The organism is Xenorhabdus thuongxuanensis (assembly GCF_001908095.1).
GTDB classification, from domain to species: Bacteria; Pseudomonadota; Gammaproteobacteria; order Enterobacterales; family Enterobacteriaceae; genus Xenorhabdus; species Xenorhabdus thuongxuanensis.
Genome location: NZ_MKGR01000001.1, coordinates 193,753 through 207,912, shown reverse-complemented (window position 1 = coordinate 207,912; position 14,160 = coordinate 193,753). Strand labels below are relative to the sequence as shown.

15 protein-coding genes are annotated in these 14,160 nt (G+C 42.9%); 10 read left to right on the top strand and 5 right to left on the bottom strand.

Going from position 1 to position 14,160, the window contains the following annotated elements:
• Positions 1-78: 78 nt before the first annotated feature.
• Positions 79-870 carry a molybdenum-dependent transcriptional regulator gene (gene modE / locus Xentx_RS00930; RefSeq protein ID WP_074018395.1) on the bottom strand — a complete coding sequence of 264 codons (792 nt, stop codon included), beginning with the start codon at positions 868-870 and terminating at the stop codon, positions 79-81.
• A gap of 176 nt (positions 871-1,046) precedes the next feature.
• Here modE and Xentx_RS00925 point away from each other — a divergent pair, with 176 nt between their 5' ends.
• From Xentx_RS00925 to modC, 4 genes are all read left to right on the top strand, one after another.
• Positions 1,047-1,181, top strand: coding sequence for an AcrZ family multidrug efflux pump-associated protein (locus tag Xentx_RS00925; RefSeq protein WP_074018394.1), 135 nt, complete (start codon positions 1,047-1,049; stop codon positions 1,179-1,181).
• Positions 1,182-1,401: 220 nt separating this feature from the next.
• Positions 1,402-2,178 carry a molybdate ABC transporter substrate-binding protein gene (gene modA / locus Xentx_RS00920; protein ID WP_074018393.1) on the top strand — a complete coding sequence of 259 codons (777 nt, stop codon included), beginning with the start codon at positions 1,402-1,404 and terminating at the stop codon, positions 2,176-2,178.
• Positions 2,179-2,195: 17 nt separating this feature from the next.
• Positions 2,196-2,888 carry a molybdate ABC transporter permease subunit gene (gene modB / locus Xentx_RS00915; RefSeq protein ID WP_074018392.1) on the top strand — a complete coding sequence of 231 codons (693 nt, stop codon included), beginning with the start codon at positions 2,196-2,198 and terminating at the stop codon, positions 2,886-2,888.
• Positions 2,882-3,946 carry a molybdenum ABC transporter ATP-binding protein ModC gene (modC, locus tag Xentx_RS00910; protein ID WP_074018391.1) on the top strand — a complete coding sequence of 355 codons (1,065 nt, stop codon included), beginning with the start codon at positions 2,882-2,884 and terminating at the stop codon, positions 3,944-3,946. Before modB ends, modC begins: the two co-directional genes overlap by 7 nt.
• 62 nt (positions 3,947-4,008) lie before the next feature.
• Here modC and Xentx_RS00905 read toward each other — a convergent pair whose 3' ends face one another.
• Complete coding sequence (locus Xentx_RS00905; RefSeq protein ID WP_074018390.1) at positions 4,009-4,824, bottom strand: pyridoxal phosphatase; 816 nt, start codon at positions 4,822-4,824, stop codon at positions 4,009-4,011.
• 149 nt (positions 4,825-4,973) lie between these two features.
• Here Xentx_RS00905 and pgl point away from each other — a divergent pair, with 149 nt between their 5' ends.
• A complete protein-coding gene (pgl, locus tag Xentx_RS00900; protein ID WP_074018389.1) occupies positions 4,974-5,960 on the top strand; it encodes a 6-phosphogluconolactonase in 987 nt (328 codons plus the stop codon).
• A 79-nt stretch (positions 5,961-6,039) separates the two neighbouring features.
• Here the strand turns inward: pgl and Xentx_RS00895 are convergent, their stop codons facing one another.
• Positions 6,040-6,621 (bottom strand): hypothetical protein, encoded by a 582-nt coding sequence (locus Xentx_RS00895; protein WP_074018388.1) that lies wholly within the window; start codon positions 6,619-6,621, stop codon positions 6,040-6,042.
• 515 nt (positions 6,622-7,136) lie between these two features.
• Positions 7,137-7,817 carry a nitroreductase gene (locus Xentx_RS00890; protein ID WP_074018387.1) on the bottom strand — a complete coding sequence of 227 codons (681 nt, stop codon included), beginning with the start codon at positions 7,815-7,817 and terminating at the stop codon, positions 7,137-7,139.
• A 307-nt stretch (positions 7,818-8,124) separates the two neighbouring features.
• Between Xentx_RS00890 and Xentx_RS00885 the strand changes: the two genes are divergently transcribed.
• Positions 8,125-9,096 (top strand): LysR family transcriptional regulator, encoded by a 972-nt coding sequence (locus Xentx_RS00885; protein ID WP_074018386.1) that lies wholly within the window; start codon positions 8,125-8,127, stop codon positions 9,094-9,096.
• 15 nt (positions 9,097-9,111) lie between these two features.
• Here Xentx_RS00885 and bioA read toward each other — a convergent pair whose 3' ends face one another.
• A complete protein-coding gene (gene bioA, locus Xentx_RS00880) occupies positions 9,112-10,380 on the bottom strand; it encodes an adenosylmethionine--8-amino-7-oxononanoate transaminase (RefSeq protein ID WP_074018385.1) in 1,269 nt (422 codons plus the stop codon).
• Positions 10,381-10,475: 95 nt separating this feature from the next.
• Between bioA and bioB the strand changes: the two genes are divergently transcribed.
• Genes bioB through bioD form a run of 4 tightly spaced genes read left to right on the top strand, consistent with a single transcriptional unit; the run spans position 10,476 to position 14,097 of the window.
• Entirely contained in the window at positions 10,476-11,516 is a 1,041-nt protein-coding gene (gene bioB / locus Xentx_RS00875) for a biotin synthase BioB (protein ID WP_074018384.1), read from the top strand.
• Positions 11,516-12,667: an 8-amino-7-oxononanoate synthase gene (gene bioF, locus Xentx_RS00870; protein ID WP_074018502.1), complete on the top strand. Its 1,152-nt coding sequence runs from the start codon at positions 11,516-11,518 to the stop codon at positions 12,665-12,667. The genes bioB and bioF overlap by 1 nt, the downstream gene beginning before the upstream one ends.
• Entirely contained in the window at positions 12,651-13,424 is a 774-nt protein-coding gene (gene bioC / locus Xentx_RS00865; protein WP_074018383.1) for a malonyl-ACP O-methyltransferase BioC, read from the top strand. The genes bioF and bioC overlap by 17 nt, the downstream gene beginning before the upstream one ends.
• Positions 13,414-14,097 (top strand): dethiobiotin synthase, encoded by a 684-nt coding sequence (gene bioD, locus Xentx_RS00860; RefSeq protein WP_074018382.1) that lies wholly within the window; start codon positions 13,414-13,416, stop codon positions 14,095-14,097. Before bioC ends, bioD begins: the two co-directional genes overlap by 11 nt.
• The last annotated feature ends 63 nt before the right edge of the window (positions 14,098-14,160 follow it).

Sequence of the window (14,160 nt, the reverse complement as noted above, 5' to 3'; positions counted from 1 at the left end):
GAAATAAGCGGAATAGTGTTTAATGTCAATGTGTAGCTGTTTGTTATTCATTGAGAGTTAATCATTTTTGTAATCAAGTTAACATAAGGTGGCAATAATCACTTTATCGGCATTGAAAAGTGCAGTGACAGAATTGTGAGGCTGGAGCTGCAAACGCGTTACTTCCTGATTAGATAACGTAATGCAAAGGGATTCACCGCCATCAAGTGTCAGGATAATTTCACTGTAATCTGTTCCTGTTTCAATATAGCTAACCTGGCTGGATAGGATATTATCGAATGAAGCAGAAGGAACATGCTCTTTAGTTAAGGTTATCCACGGTGCTTTAATCAACACCAGTACTTCTTTTCCGGTAACTAAATTCAGCCGATTGGCACTTTGTTCCGTGACAGCCGCATAGATTGATGTTTTACCATCTGCTAGCAGAACCCGAACATGTTGTTGAATATTGGCATGGCTACGTTCAGTGATCGTACCAAAAAATTGATTTCGGGCGCTGGTTTGTAAAGAAAAACGAGATATAACCGCAAGCAAGCTATCCAGAGGCAGGGAATCCTCTTTCAAGACATCAAACGCTTTTTGTTGAATTTTCTCCAGCAAGTCATAAAGCTGCAACAGACGTTCACCATAATGAGTCAGTTGGGCACCGCCGCCGCCTTTTCCACCCGTGGCGCGTTCCACTAAGATCTCATCGGCGAGTTGATTCATTTCATTGATGGCATCCCAGGCACTTTTGTAGCTGATCCCAGCCTGCTTTGCACCTTGGCTAATAGAACCAGTGACTTTAATTTGTTTAAGCAACTTAATGCGTCGGGGATCAGCGAACAGGCGTTGTTGCAATTTCAATGTTAACAATATTTGGGCTTGCATAGTGATTTATTTAGGGCAACTATTTGAAAGTTTTTACAACAGAACCATAAGAATCGCACGTTTCGTCGGTTACTGTTACTGTTTTATTGTCTAGAATAACGGAATTAACATCTGTGTTATGTCAGATTCAGATATGACCCAGTTAATTTGTTAGTCACTCAGAATATGAGGTTAGCATGTTTGAATTGCTTAAAAGTATGGGATTTGCGCTGATCATGGTTCCGGTGGTGATGGCGGCTATTTTGGCGTTGATTTACGGGCTTGGCGGATTATTCAATCTTATCTCCAAAACAGAAAATACCAGTCGTTAATCTTGAGCTTTGTAATTTCTATTACCCGGTTATCCGGGTAATCATCAATTCCTGCCTTCTCTTCATATACAACTTTTCATATGTAATTGTTGCATTGAGATCAATATAAAAGCTAAAACTGGCTCACAACTTGCCGATTAATCAAAGAATAGCGTTTTCATTTAACGTTGTATCTTGTTATATACAACGCACCATATTGATGATCTTAAGTGAGTGTAAAATGAAAAATAAAGTTTATCAGTTGTTGGCAGGAACTGCGGTCACTTTTGCGCTTGTTGGGAATGTTTGGGCAGCAGATAAGGTGACGGTTTTTGCGGCTGCTTCATTAACCAATGCATTGGATGATATTGCGGCACAGTATAAAAAAGAGAAACGGGGCGATGGCAATATTGTTGCTTCCTATGCTTCATCATCAACACTGGTTCGCCAGATAGCTCAAGGAGCTCCGGCGGATATTTTTATTTCTGCCGATCAGCAGTGGATGAATTACGCGACTGACAAACAATTAATTGCCGAAAATACTCGTCATACCTTGTTGAGTAACCAGCTTGTCCTGATTGCGCCTAAAGAAAGTAACTTGGATCAAGTTGAGATCAACCGAGAAACAAAATGGAAATCTTTGCTGGCAGGAGGGCGATTAGCAGTTGGCGATCCTGATCATGTGCCAGTTGGTATTTATGCCAAAGAATCGCTGCAATATTTGAATGTATGGGATACGGTTAATCCACTGATGGCGCGTACTAACAATGTGCGTAGTGGTATGGCACTAGTAGAACGAGCTGAAGCCCCGCTGGGCATTGTTTATGGCTCTGATGCCGTTGCCAGCAGTAAAGTGAAAGTTGTGGGTGTTTTCCCACCAGAAAGCCATAAACGGGTGGAATATCCGATGGCAATAATCAAAGATCATGAAAGACAGGCAGTTCGCGATTTTTATGATTACCTTAAAACCCCTGAAGCCGCTGCCATTTTTAAACGTTACGGCTTTAGTCCACTGTAGGAACTGATCTTTTGGAGATGTTAAGTGAATATGAGTGGCAGGCAATTTTATTGAGCTTAAAAATCTCAGCGATTGCTGTGCTATTCAGTTTGCCATTTGGGATCTTAATGGCATGGATGCTGGCTCGTTGCCAGTTTGTTGGTAAATCCTTGCTTGACAGCATTATTCATCTGCCACTGGTATTACCGCCAGTAGTGGTGGGATATCTGTTGCTCATCAGCATGGGGCGGCGCGGGGTCATAGGTGAATTCCTTTATGACTGGTTTGGTGTCAGTTTTGCATTTAATTGGGCAGGGGCGGCATTAGCTTCGGCTGTGGTAGCTTTTCCGCTGATGGTCAGAGCCATTCGGTTGTCATTGGAGAGCATTGATCGGCGTCTGGAACAGGCTGCCAGTACTTTGGGGGCAGGTTCGTTTAAAGTCTTTTTCACCATTATTTTGCCATTGTCATTACCCGGCATCATTGTTGGTGTGGTATTGGCGTTTGCCCGCTCGTTGGGAGAATTTGGTGCGACCATTACCTTTGTTTCCAATATTCCGGGGGAAACCCGAACCATTCCTCTTGCCATGTATACATTGATAGAAACACCAGGTGCTGAAACTGCCGCCGCCCGTTTGTGTGTCATTGCCATTGTTTTGGCACTGATTTCATTAATGCTTTCCGAATGGCTGACACGTTGGGGCAGAAAACGTTTGGGGGCAGCATGTTAGAACTGGATTTTAAGCAGCGTTTGGGTGAGCTGCACATGCAGGTGGATACCACTTTACCAACTGAAAGTATTACTGCCATATTTGGTCTTTCGGGGGCAGGAAAAACCTCACTGATCAATGTGATTGCGGGGTTGAGCCGTCCACAAAAAGGTCGCATTGTTTTAAACGGCGCTACCTTAGTGGATACAGAACAAAATATCTTTGTGTCACCAGAGAAGCGCCGAATTGGTTATGTTTTCCAGGATGCACGTCTTTTCCCACATTATCGCGTGAAGGGAAACTTACAATACGGCATGGCGCCAGAGATGAAACCACAGTTTGACAGCATCATTGGCCTGTTGGGAATTGAACATTTGCTGTCACGTTTCCCCATCACATTATCTGGTGGAGAAAAACAACGGGTAGCGATTGGCCGTGCATTATTGACTGCCCCTGAAATCCTGCTTATGGATGAACCACTGGCATCATTAGATTTACCACGTAAACGCGAGTTATTACCTTACCTTGAAAAGTTGTCCGAAGACGTCAAAATCCCGATCCTCTATGTCAGTCACAGTTTGGATGAAATTTTACGTTTGGCAGAAAATGTTATTGTCATGGACAAGGGAAAAATCAGGGCGACAGGAACCTTAGAAGAAGTTTGGTCGAGTAGTGTACTGCGTCCATGGCTGCAAAAAGAGAGTTTGGGCAGCATACTAAAAGTGTCTGTGATGGAACATTATCAACGTTATCAAATGACCGCAGTCGCGGTGGCTGATAAACTTCTTTGGTTGCCACAGGTTAATGTCTCTCCAGGAACTGATCTGCGTATCCGCATTGATGCATCCGATGTTTCGTTGGTCTTGGAGCCACCAAAAGCCAGCAGCATCCGTAACACCTTGCAAGTCAAAGTCATTGAGTTTTTTGAAGATAATGGACAGGTTGATGTCAAATTAGCACTGAGTGAACATTGCCTATGGGCAAGAATTACGCTGTGGGCGCGAGAAGAGCTTAATCTGCGGGCAGGGCAATGGTTGTATGCACAGATAAAAAGTGTTTCGTTGAATCGTCACTTATAAATATATAGGACGTTATATATAGGGAGCAGGGCAGTGGACTGATTTGCTCCCGTTGAATTGAATTACAGTACGTATTTTCTCAGAACTTCAGCAATGCCGGGTTGAGTATTATCCTGTGTGACAATATCTGCTCGTTCTTTAACGGCATCAACGCCATTACCCATAGCGACGCCCAGTCCAACGTTTTCCAGCATACTAAGATCGTTATAATTATCACCAAAAGCAATCACATTTTTCATACTCATGCCTTGCGATTCCACCCATTGCTGTAACCGCATGCCTTTGCTATTACCTTTCTTGGCGATATCTACCTGATCAAACCATGACCATTCACACTCAAGGCCAACATTTTCTTCAATTTGGTCACTAATCTCACGCAGTTTCACTAAATCGGATGAGCTGGTAGCTAGCTTCCAAATCGAATTTACAGTGTGGATTGCATCGTGAAAATTCTCTGTTTTCTGGATATTAGGGCGTTGGTGTTCAGGCAGAGAATCGGACCATGCAAGGGTTCGGACTACAGTGTGAGGAAATTGATATAAAATGGCATCATCAACATACATCAGATGCTGAATTTCTGTGCCTTGCAGATAGGAAAGTGCTTGAGAGGCTTCTTGAGCGGAGAGCGGATTAGAAGCTAATACTTTCTTTGCATGATAATCATATGAATAAGCCCCATTGCAGCAGATAGCAGGCGTATCGAGTTGCAATGCTTGATAGAAAGGATGGATAGCGACATGATGGCGTCCGGTGACAATCAAAACTTTGATACCTGACTGACGGGCTTCATTTAGGGCTGCCAGTGATTCTGGCAGAATACGTTTTTGTGGATCGAGCAGTGTTCCATCGAGATCCAGCGCGATAACGCGATATGACATGGGTTGGCCTCTGGGTTGTCTATGATATAAACAAAATATTATACGTCAGTTGAATATAGTTAAACCGTCATCTGGGCAGTTTAGCAGTTAGAATTTTTTAAGAGTCTTTGCAGATCAATAAAATGGCAATGAAGTATTAAGGAGAGAACATGAAACAGGTGGTTTATACAGCCAGCCCAAATAGCCGACAAATTGACGTATGGTCGCTGAATGTGGCAGGGGAACTTGCGCTTCTCCAGACCGTAACTGTGCCAGGTGAAGTACAGCCAATGGTTGTCAACCCTGACGGTAAACACTTATATGTAGGAATTCGTCCGCAATTTAGTATAGTAACTTATGCCATTGGAGCAGATGGATGTCTTGAACAGCAGGCCATTGCCCCCTTGCCGGGTAGCCCAACTCATATATCCACTGACAGAGCAGGGCATTTTTTATTTTCTGCTTCTTACAGCTTTAATAACTTAAGCGTTCATCCTATTGATGAAAATGGGATCGTTAAAGCACCAAGCCAAATTGTAGAAGGTCTGCAAGCGCCGCACTCTGCCAATATTGATCGGGAAAATCGTCAACTGCTGGTTCCCTGTTTGAAAGAAGATCATATTCGTATTTTCAATTTGGATGAGCAGGGTTATCTGACAGAAAGCCGGACAGATGAAATTACGACAGCAGCAGGTGCAGGCCCACGTCATATGGCATTCCATCCGGAAAAACAGGCCATCTATTGCATTAATGAATTGGATTCAACCGTTGATGTTCTGCGTCAATGGGAAAAATATCGTATTGTGCAATCAATTGATTCGTTGCCAGCAGATTTTTCCAACGTTCGTTGGTCGGCTGATATTCACATGACACCGGATGGTCGGCACCTTTATACCAGTGAACGTTCAGAGAGCCTGATCAGCCATTTCCGCGTTTCAGAAGATGGTTATCACCTGACATTAGCCGGACATTATCCGACAGAGACCCAACCTCGTGGTTTTGCTATTGATCACAGTGGTCATTTCCTGATTGCATCAGGGCAGAAATCGGATCATATTTCAGTATCGCGTATTGACAAATATTCGGGGGAATTAACTCAACTGGCGCGCTATCCGGTTGGCAAAGGCCCGATGTGGGTTACGGTATTGTCACGGTAAACTTAGATTTCCAGTCACATAGCAACCTATGTGACTGGAGAATACGCCTTTGCCACTTAAGATAAAAAATTAATGCAATTTATTGATGTTGGATCAAATTAAAAGTTCCGATACCAGATAAAACAATAGGATATGTGATTAATATGTGATTCTGTTGTACAGAATATAAATCTCCCAAATAAACATTTCCTTTTAAAAGACGTAATATAATATTTCTTGGGTAAATATAAAGTTGAATATTTAATGGAGTGTTGATAATGGAATAAGGATATTTTACGACGCCGCCAAGATGAATATTATTAAAATTAAGTAGTGGTGTATTATATCCTCCCTGAATATAGCCATTGAAATTGGTTTTTTTACCTATATTTGGTTGATGTCCAATGATGGCAGGGTAAGAAGATATCTGGATAAAGGGATAACTGCCATATTGATGATATGTGTTAATGTTAAAATGCCCACTGATAAATTCTGTTTGTTGTAGAGCAGGGCTGGTTAATGAATCTGGTTTGACAGTTTCTGCAAACAAATGGGCTAATTCAGGCTTTTCTTTTGCCAGATTTTCATAATGTAAAATTTCTTGTTCATACTTGTTCTTAGATAGTTCAAAGACATCTTGTATTTCATTATTGGAAGATGTGATTAAATTTTCTGTATTCATGATATTTTCCTCTTTGTTTAAATAAGCGTGTTTTCATCATGAATATATCAAATAATTTATTTTTAGGTGATGTAATAGCCTCTGTTTTGGTCATTAATATTTGTCAGTGATTGACGTTTGGAAATACATTTAATATGCTAAATAAGAAATCTATAGAACAATGGCATATTTTTGATAAATTCTGGCAACAAATAAAATCCCTGTTGCCTCTGTATAAAATCGGCCCTCTTTGGGATACCACCGTATCTGAGCCGATAACCACGCATCCATGAATACCATTTGCAACAAGTCTATATAAAATGCGTCTTTAAATAAATCTTCGACCGATTATCTCCTACTTTCTCTCCATCTTCTTTTATGAATTTCCTTCTGAGAGTTTAGAAGAATATACAGGTCTTCTCGGATGAAGGGTAAGGTTGTGTCACTAATGGAGTTACAATCATTGGGCAGTTAATCATGTTTTGATAAATCAGCGTATAATCAATAGGTAATCCTTTACCTACTTGTTATCGTCATCAGTTGTGAAGGATCACGCTTTCGTCAACAGGGATGCGTTCCATACGGACGTGATGAGTGAGAGCATTTGGGTCAGCATACCCAAACGAAATACCGAACAGCAGACGGTACTGCCCTGACACATTGAGTATTTTCCTTACCGTATCAGCATGAAAACCTAGCAGCGTCTGTGGGATTCCGGCGTAACCTCTGGCTGTGAGTGACAAAAGGAATGTCTGAGCATACATACCTATGTCTGATGCAACACGAACGTTATCACCAAATGAAGGCATGAACAGAAAGGCTACGTGCGGTGCGCCGAAAAACCTAAAGTTTCGTAAATACACTTCGTGCCGTTTAGCTTTGTCCTCACGTGACACACCTAGAGCTTCATAATAGATTCGAGCCTGTTCCTGGCTTCGGTCAAAATAGTCCCCATAAAAATCAGCGTAGTTAAAGGTGAAATCAGGTGTAACAAGATCTGTCTGATCATTTCGGATCATGGCCTGTTCAAGTGTGTCTTTTGTTTTACCAGATGCAATATGTACATGCCATGGTTGGGTATTACAATTAGATGGAGAATGTTGGGCATCTGTCAGAACTTGACGTATTTGCTCTTCTGTCAAAGGGGTTGGTAAAAACGCCCGAGAAGAAAATCGGTTACGAACTGCTTCATCGAATGCCAATGTTCTTGTACTCATTTAATTCCTCTCTCGTTACTAGGTAATTTAAAAATCAGTGCTGGAATTCACAGAATTTTAGACAATTACTTAAACTCGACTGAAAAGCTACCTTAGATACTGTTAATGCTAATGCGTTGAACTGAGTGGGTTCAGTTGGCCGATAATATTCAGGATTAAATCTTCATCACTGTGGTAGAACCAATAATGATGAAGAGACTATTTACTAGTCTCATGATATTCACTGATTTTAAAAACCATATCTTAGATATGTTAAGTGTTCAAAAAAACCATATAATTCTGCAAACACTTTTGCGAATTTTGCACAATGAAAGATCTGACCCAAATAAATGCTCGTGCGATGCAAATATTTCTCGCTGTTCTTAGCGAAGGTAATTTCTCAGAGGTAGCCAGACGGGAAGGTGTTTCTCCTTCTTCTATTTCGCGCACAATACGGTTACTGGAGTACACTCTCGAAACGCAATTGCTTTACCGCAATACGCGTGCTGTGGTTGCGACGGATGAAGGAATAATTTATGCAGATGCTTTCAGAAATATCCTCCAGCAGTTAGATGACACACAGGCTCTGATAGGTGAAAGAAGACAGATCCCCGGTGGACGCTTTCGATTTAATGCCCCCGTGTCCTTTGGATTGTGTCATATTGCACCATGGATTAGTGAACTCAGCAACCGTTATCCAGCCTTGGTCCTTGAACTGAATTTGACAAATAATTTCATTGATCCGTTGGCTGATACTACAGATTTACTGCTGAGAATATCTCCCATGAAAGATTCAGGTCTTCATGGCCGATTCATCTCCAATCAAACTTGCCATCTAGTTGCCAGTCCGGAATATGTAGAAAAGTATGGAACACCGACAACACCGGAGGATTTGAGTAAACATCATCTTCTGGTCTACAAAGGTGTTATGGGTATACAACGCTGGTTATTTATGCGTGGAGAGGAAAGAATACAGATAACACCTGAACCCCGGATAGTTTCAGATAACGCTGAAATACTAATCCGCGCGGCTGAAGATGGTGCGGGAATTATTCTGTTCCCTGATTGGCGGATAGGAACATTAATAAAGCAAAAAAGATTAACGGAGATTACGATGGATTTTGAGGCTTCAATAGGAGTACCCGATCAATCAATATATATGCTTTATCCGGGGAGTAAGTATCCGTCTTTGAACACCCGAGTTGTTATCGACTTTTTTTTAGAGAAATTTGGCACTCCTCCTTACTGGAAATGTACCCAGATTACAACTGATACATCGGACAGCATTTCGCACAAATGAACACTATCTTATTCTTTAATTTATTGTACCCGCAATGGTATTTGTCAGTCTTGCTAGCTGTTCTGTTTGGATAATATAAGGTGGCATCAGGTAAATTAACCGACCAAATGGCCTGATCCATACGCCATTTTGAACAAAATGGCGTTGCAATGAAGCGACATTGACGGGCTGTTTCATTTCAACCACACCTATCGCGCCTAACACCCGAACATCTTTGACTAAACTGTGTGACTTGAGGGGAAATAGTTCTGCTTTTAATTGAGTTTCAATTGATTGAATACGCTGTTGCCACGGGCTATCAGTGAACAATTTCAGACTGGCACTGGCGACAGCACAAGCCAGAGGGTTTCCCATAAAAGTTGGACCATGCATAAAACAGCCCGCTTCACCTTGGCTGATAGTTTCAGCAACGTGTCGGGTAGTCAGTGTTGCGGACAATGTCATATATCCCCCCGTCAATGCCTTGCCTAAGCACAATATATCGGGTTCGATCTGCGCATGTTCACAGGCGAATAGCCTGCCAGTCCGTCCAAATCCGGTCGCAATCTCATCTGCAATTAACAATATCTGATATTCATTACAAAGCTGACGAACCTGGCGTAGATATTCAGGATGATAAATCCGCATTCCGCCAGCACCCTGAACAATAGGTTCTAAAACCACAGCGGCTATTTCATCATGATATTGCAACAATAATCGTTTAAAAGAATCAATATCTTCTGCTTGCCATTCATCATCAAATTGGCATTGCGGAGCATCGGCAAACAGATGATTGGGGAGATAGCCTTTGTACAAATTATGCATGGAGTTGTCTGGATCGCAGACAGACATGGCTCCAAAAGTATCACCATGATAACCATGACGCAGGGTCAGGAAACGATGGCGTCTTTTCCCTTTGGCTTGCCAATATTGCAATGCCATTTTCAGGGCAACTTCTACGGCAACAGAGCCCGAATCCGCCAAAAAAACACACTCCAAAGAATCAGGTGTCATTGCCACCAATTGTTTGCACAGTTCAACTGCAGGGGGGTGGGTTATGCCGCCAAACATAACATGGGACATCTTATCGATTTGTGATTTTGCGGCCTCATTGAGGGCAGGATGATTATAACCGTGGATAGCCGCCCACCATGAAGACATACCATCAATCAATGTACGTCCATCTGATAAAACCAGCTCTACACCTGTGGTTGAAACTACAGGATAAGTGGGAAGTGGATTCGTCATTGAGGTATACGGATGCCAAATATGGCGCTGGTCAAATTCAATATCTGAAGGAGTCATAATAACTTTGATGTAAACCTTTTCTAGTTCATTTTGGTTGACATGATAACGGTGTTATTTAAACTGACAACATTTTTTACATCGGAGATGTTATTGTGAGCGAGCGTCAACAATGGACAATTAGACAAACACAGGCGTTGTTTGATAAACCTTTTTTTGAATTATTATTTCAGGCACAACAGGTACACCGCGAACATTTTGACCCACAACAAGTACAGGTCAGTACACTGCTTTCGATAAAGACGGGAGCTTGCCCAGAAGACTGTAAATATTGTCCACAAAGTTCCCGTTACAAAACTGGCTTGGAAAAAGAGCGGTTGATGGAAGTGGAAAAAGTCATTGAATCAGCGCACAAAGCGAAAAATGCGGGCTCAACCCGTTTCTGCATGGGGGCGGCCTGGAAAAACCCGCATGAACGTGACATGCCGCATTTGGAAAAAATGGTCAGGGAAGTCAAGGCATTAGGAATGGAAACCTGCATGACGTTGGGAATGCTGAACCAATCCCAGGCACAGCGTTTGGCAGAGGCAGGTCTGGACTATTACAACCATAATCTGGACACCTCGCCAGAATTTTACGGCAATATCATCACCACTCGTAGTTATCAAGACAGACTGGACACTTTAGGCAATGTCCGAAATGCAGGTATTAAAGTTTGCTCTGGTGGTATCGTTGGTTTGGGTGAGCAAATTCGTGATCGGGCAGCATTATTAGTGCAATTGGCAAACTTACCTAAGCCGCCGGAAAGTGTACCGATCAATATGCTGGTAAAAGTCAAAGGAACACCACTGGAAGACAATGAAGATGTCGATCCTTTTGATTTTATTCGTACCATTGCTGTGGCACGGATCATGATGCCAAAATCTCACGTCCGTTTATCCGCGGGACGTGAACAGATGAATGAACAAACCCAGGCACTGTGCTTTATGGCAGGGGCTAACTCTATTTTCTACGGCTGTAAATTGTTGACCACACCAAACCCGGATGAAGATAAAGATCTGCAACTGTTCCGCCGTTTGGGTATCAATCCTCAACAGACAAAGACGGCATTTGGTGACAATCAACAACAGCAGAACTTGACGGAAGCTATTATTCATAATGCTGATAACGAACAATTCTATAATGCGGCAATATGATGAATTGGTCAGACTTTCTCTCCCGACGTTTGGCCGAACGTCGGGGCACCCCGCTATGGCGTAATAGGCAAGTCCATCATGGTTATGATGGACGTTTATTATCCACTTCGGACGGCCAATATCTTAATTTTTCCAGTAACGATTATCTTGGGCTGAGCCAACATCCCCAGATTATTACTGCCTGGCAACAAGGTGCCCAACAATATGGTGTGGGTAGTGGCGGTTCAGGACATGTTACGGGTTACACTGCCGCACACCATATTCTGGAACAGCAATTGGCTGAATGGTTGGGATACCCTTGCGCTTTACTTTTCATTTCCGGTTATGCCGCTAATCAGGGGGTGATTACGGCCTTGATGGAAAGGGAAGATCGCATTATCGCTGATCGCCTGAGCCATGCGTCGTTACTCGAAGCAGCAAAGCACTCTCCTGCACAACTTCGGCGTTTTCTGCACAATGATATGGGATCTTTGCGGCAACATTTGGCAAAAGGGTGTCTCGGTAAAACTCTGGTGGTCACGGAAGGTGTTTTTAGCATGGATGGAGATTATGCACCACTTGGTGCTATTGCACAGCAAGCGAAATCTACGGCAAGTTGGTTTATGGTGGATGATGCCCACGGTATCGGCATTCACGGTGATGAAGGGCGCGGCAGTTGCTGGATGCAAAATGTTAAACCGGAGATTCTGATTGTCACCTTTGGCAAGGCATTTGGATTGAGTGGAGCTGCAATTCTATGCGATGAACAAACCGCAGAATACCTGCTCCAATATGCCAGGCATCTGATTTACAGCACCTCAATGCCACCTGCGCAGGCTGTGGCTCTTTCCGAAGCAGTACGACAAATCAGAGCTGGGGATGAATTGCGTCAGCGGTTGCAAAACAACATCCGTTATTTTCGTCGCGAAGCACAGCATCTGTCTTTTGTATTAATGAATTCAGAAACGGCCATTCAGCCGTTGATCGTTGGTGACAATGAGCGTTGTACTGCACTGTCTCATGTGCTTAAACAAAAAAAAGTGTGGGTTAAAGCGATACTTCCACCTACTGTCCCCCCTGACAGTGCGCGATTGCGTATTACATTGACAGCAAACCATACCCGACACGACATTGATGCATTACTGGAGGCGTTGCATGGATCTGGTTGTTAAATCCGTTGACAAGCAAGCGATTGCCGGTGCTTTTGGCCGTGCGGCTGCTAAATATGACACTGTGGCTAAGTTGCAACAGCAAACCGGTGAGTATTTGATGGGGTTGGCACAAGCGGAAGATACCGGTATGCGGATATTAGATGCGGGGTGCGGAACTGGTTTTTTTAGTGCTCGTTGGAAACAGCAGGGTAAACAAGTTATCGCACTGGATCTGGCTTCCGGTATGTTGCGTCATGCAAAAGGGCAGCAAGTTGCTGATTATTATTTGCAAGGGGATATTGAACATTTGGGGTTAGCGGATAACAGCGTTGACATTTGTTTCAGCAACCTGGCGGTACAATGGTGCAATGATTTGCCATGCGCGTTGCGCGAATTTTATCGTGTTACCCGTCCTGGTGGACTGATTGTGTTTTCCACGCTTGCACAGAGTTCACTAAATGAATTAGCAACTGCGTGGTCGCTCGTGGATGATTATCGGCATATTAATCAATTTCTGCCATTGCAAATAATTATCCAGGCATGTCAACCGTATCGACATAAAGTTATTGATCGGAAATATTACCAGCGCTATCCACAACTGTTGCCCTTACTGAATTCTCTAAAAGGGATTGGTGCAACACACCTTCATCATGGCCGCCAGCAGGGATTGATGACGAGAAAACGTCTAAATGCCCTTGCAGAAGCATACCCGCGAAACAATGGGGATTACCCATTAAGCTATCAAATTGTTTTTGGAGTCATTTATTGTGACAAGTAAATATTTTCTTACAGGAACTGATACTGAAGTAGGTAAAACAGTGGTGAGTTGTGCCCTGCTGCAAGCTGCTAATAAGAAGGGATATTTGACTGCCGGTTATAAACCTGTGGCATCAGGAAGTGAAGTGACATCAGAAGGAATTCGTAATGGTGATGCACTGGCCTTACAGCGTAATAGTACGGTGTCACTAACTTATCAGGAAGTGAATCCTCTGGTATTTATGGAACCGACATCGCCACACATTGTAAGTGCGGAACTTAATCAACCAATAGATTTTTCCGTTTTATCGGAAGGTTTGGCGGTACTGGTAAAAAAATCTGACTGGATTTTGGTTGAGGGCGCAGGAGGATGGTATACGCCATTATCGGAAAATACGACTTTTGCCGATTGGGTGATTCAGGAGAATTTACCGGTAATTTTGACAGTTGGTGTCAAATTGGGCTGTATCAACCATGCTGTATTAACCGTAAAGGCAATTCAACATGCTGGGTTAAAGTTAGCAGGCTGGGTTGCCAATGAAATTGAACCAGCCGGCAAACGTCAGGCTGCCTATCTGGAGACACTGGAGCGCATGATCCCCGCACCTTTACTGGGAATCATTCCTTATCTGAGTGGATCAGATGATAAAAATAACATAGGAAAATATATTACTATCGATTCTCTGGTTAACTAATTGTTTACTTTGGGTTAGTTACAATTGATGCTTAGGGCTGTTCTTTAATCGATGTTCTGACGT

Bases quoted from the DNA above. Each gene is read 5' to 3' on its own strand.
- modE (WP_074018395.1), bottom strand. From the start codon at position 870: ATGCAAGCCCAAATATTGTTAACATTGAAATTGCAACAACGCCTGTTC.
- Xentx_RS00925 (WP_074018394.1), top strand. From the start codon at position 1,047: ATGTTTGAATTGCTTAAAAGTATGGGATTTGCGCTGATCATGGTTCCG.
- modA (WP_074018393.1), top strand. From the start codon at position 1,402: ATGAAAAATAAAGTTTATCAGTTGTTGGCAGGAACTGCGGTCACTTTT.
- modB (WP_074018392.1), top strand. From the start codon at position 2,196: ATGTTAAGTGAATATGAGTGGCAGGCAATTTTATTGAGCTTAAAAATC.
- modC (WP_074018391.1), top strand. From the start codon at position 2,882: ATGTTAGAACTGGATTTTAAGCAGCGTTTGGGTGAGCTGCACATGCAG.
- Xentx_RS00905 (WP_074018390.1), bottom strand. From the start codon at position 4,824: ATGTCATATCGCGTTATCGCGCTGGATCTCGATGGAACACTGCTCGAT.
- pgl (WP_074018389.1), top strand. From the start codon at position 4,974: ATGAAACAGGTGGTTTATACAGCCAGCCCAAATAGCCGACAAATTGAC.
- Xentx_RS00895 (WP_074018388.1), bottom strand. From the start codon at position 6,621: ATGAATACAGAAAATTTAATCACATCTTCCAATAATGAAATACAAGAT.
- Xentx_RS00890 (WP_074018387.1), bottom strand. From the start codon at position 7,817: ATGAGTACAAGAACATTGGCATTCGATGAAGCAGTTCGTAACCGATTT.
- Xentx_RS00885 (WP_074018386.1), top strand. From the start codon at position 8,125: ATGAAAGATCTGACCCAAATAAATGCTCGTGCGATGCAAATATTTCTC.
- bioA (WP_074018385.1), bottom strand. From the start codon at position 10,380: ATGACTCCTTCAGATATTGAATTTGACCAGCGCCATATTTGGCATCCG.
- bioF (WP_074018502.1), top strand. From the start codon at position 11,516: ATGAATTGGTCAGACTTTCTCTCCCGACGTTTGGCCGAACGTCGGGGC.
- bioC (WP_074018383.1), top strand. From the start codon at position 12,651: ATGGATCTGGTTGTTAAATCCGTTGACAAGCAAGCGATTGCCGGTGCT.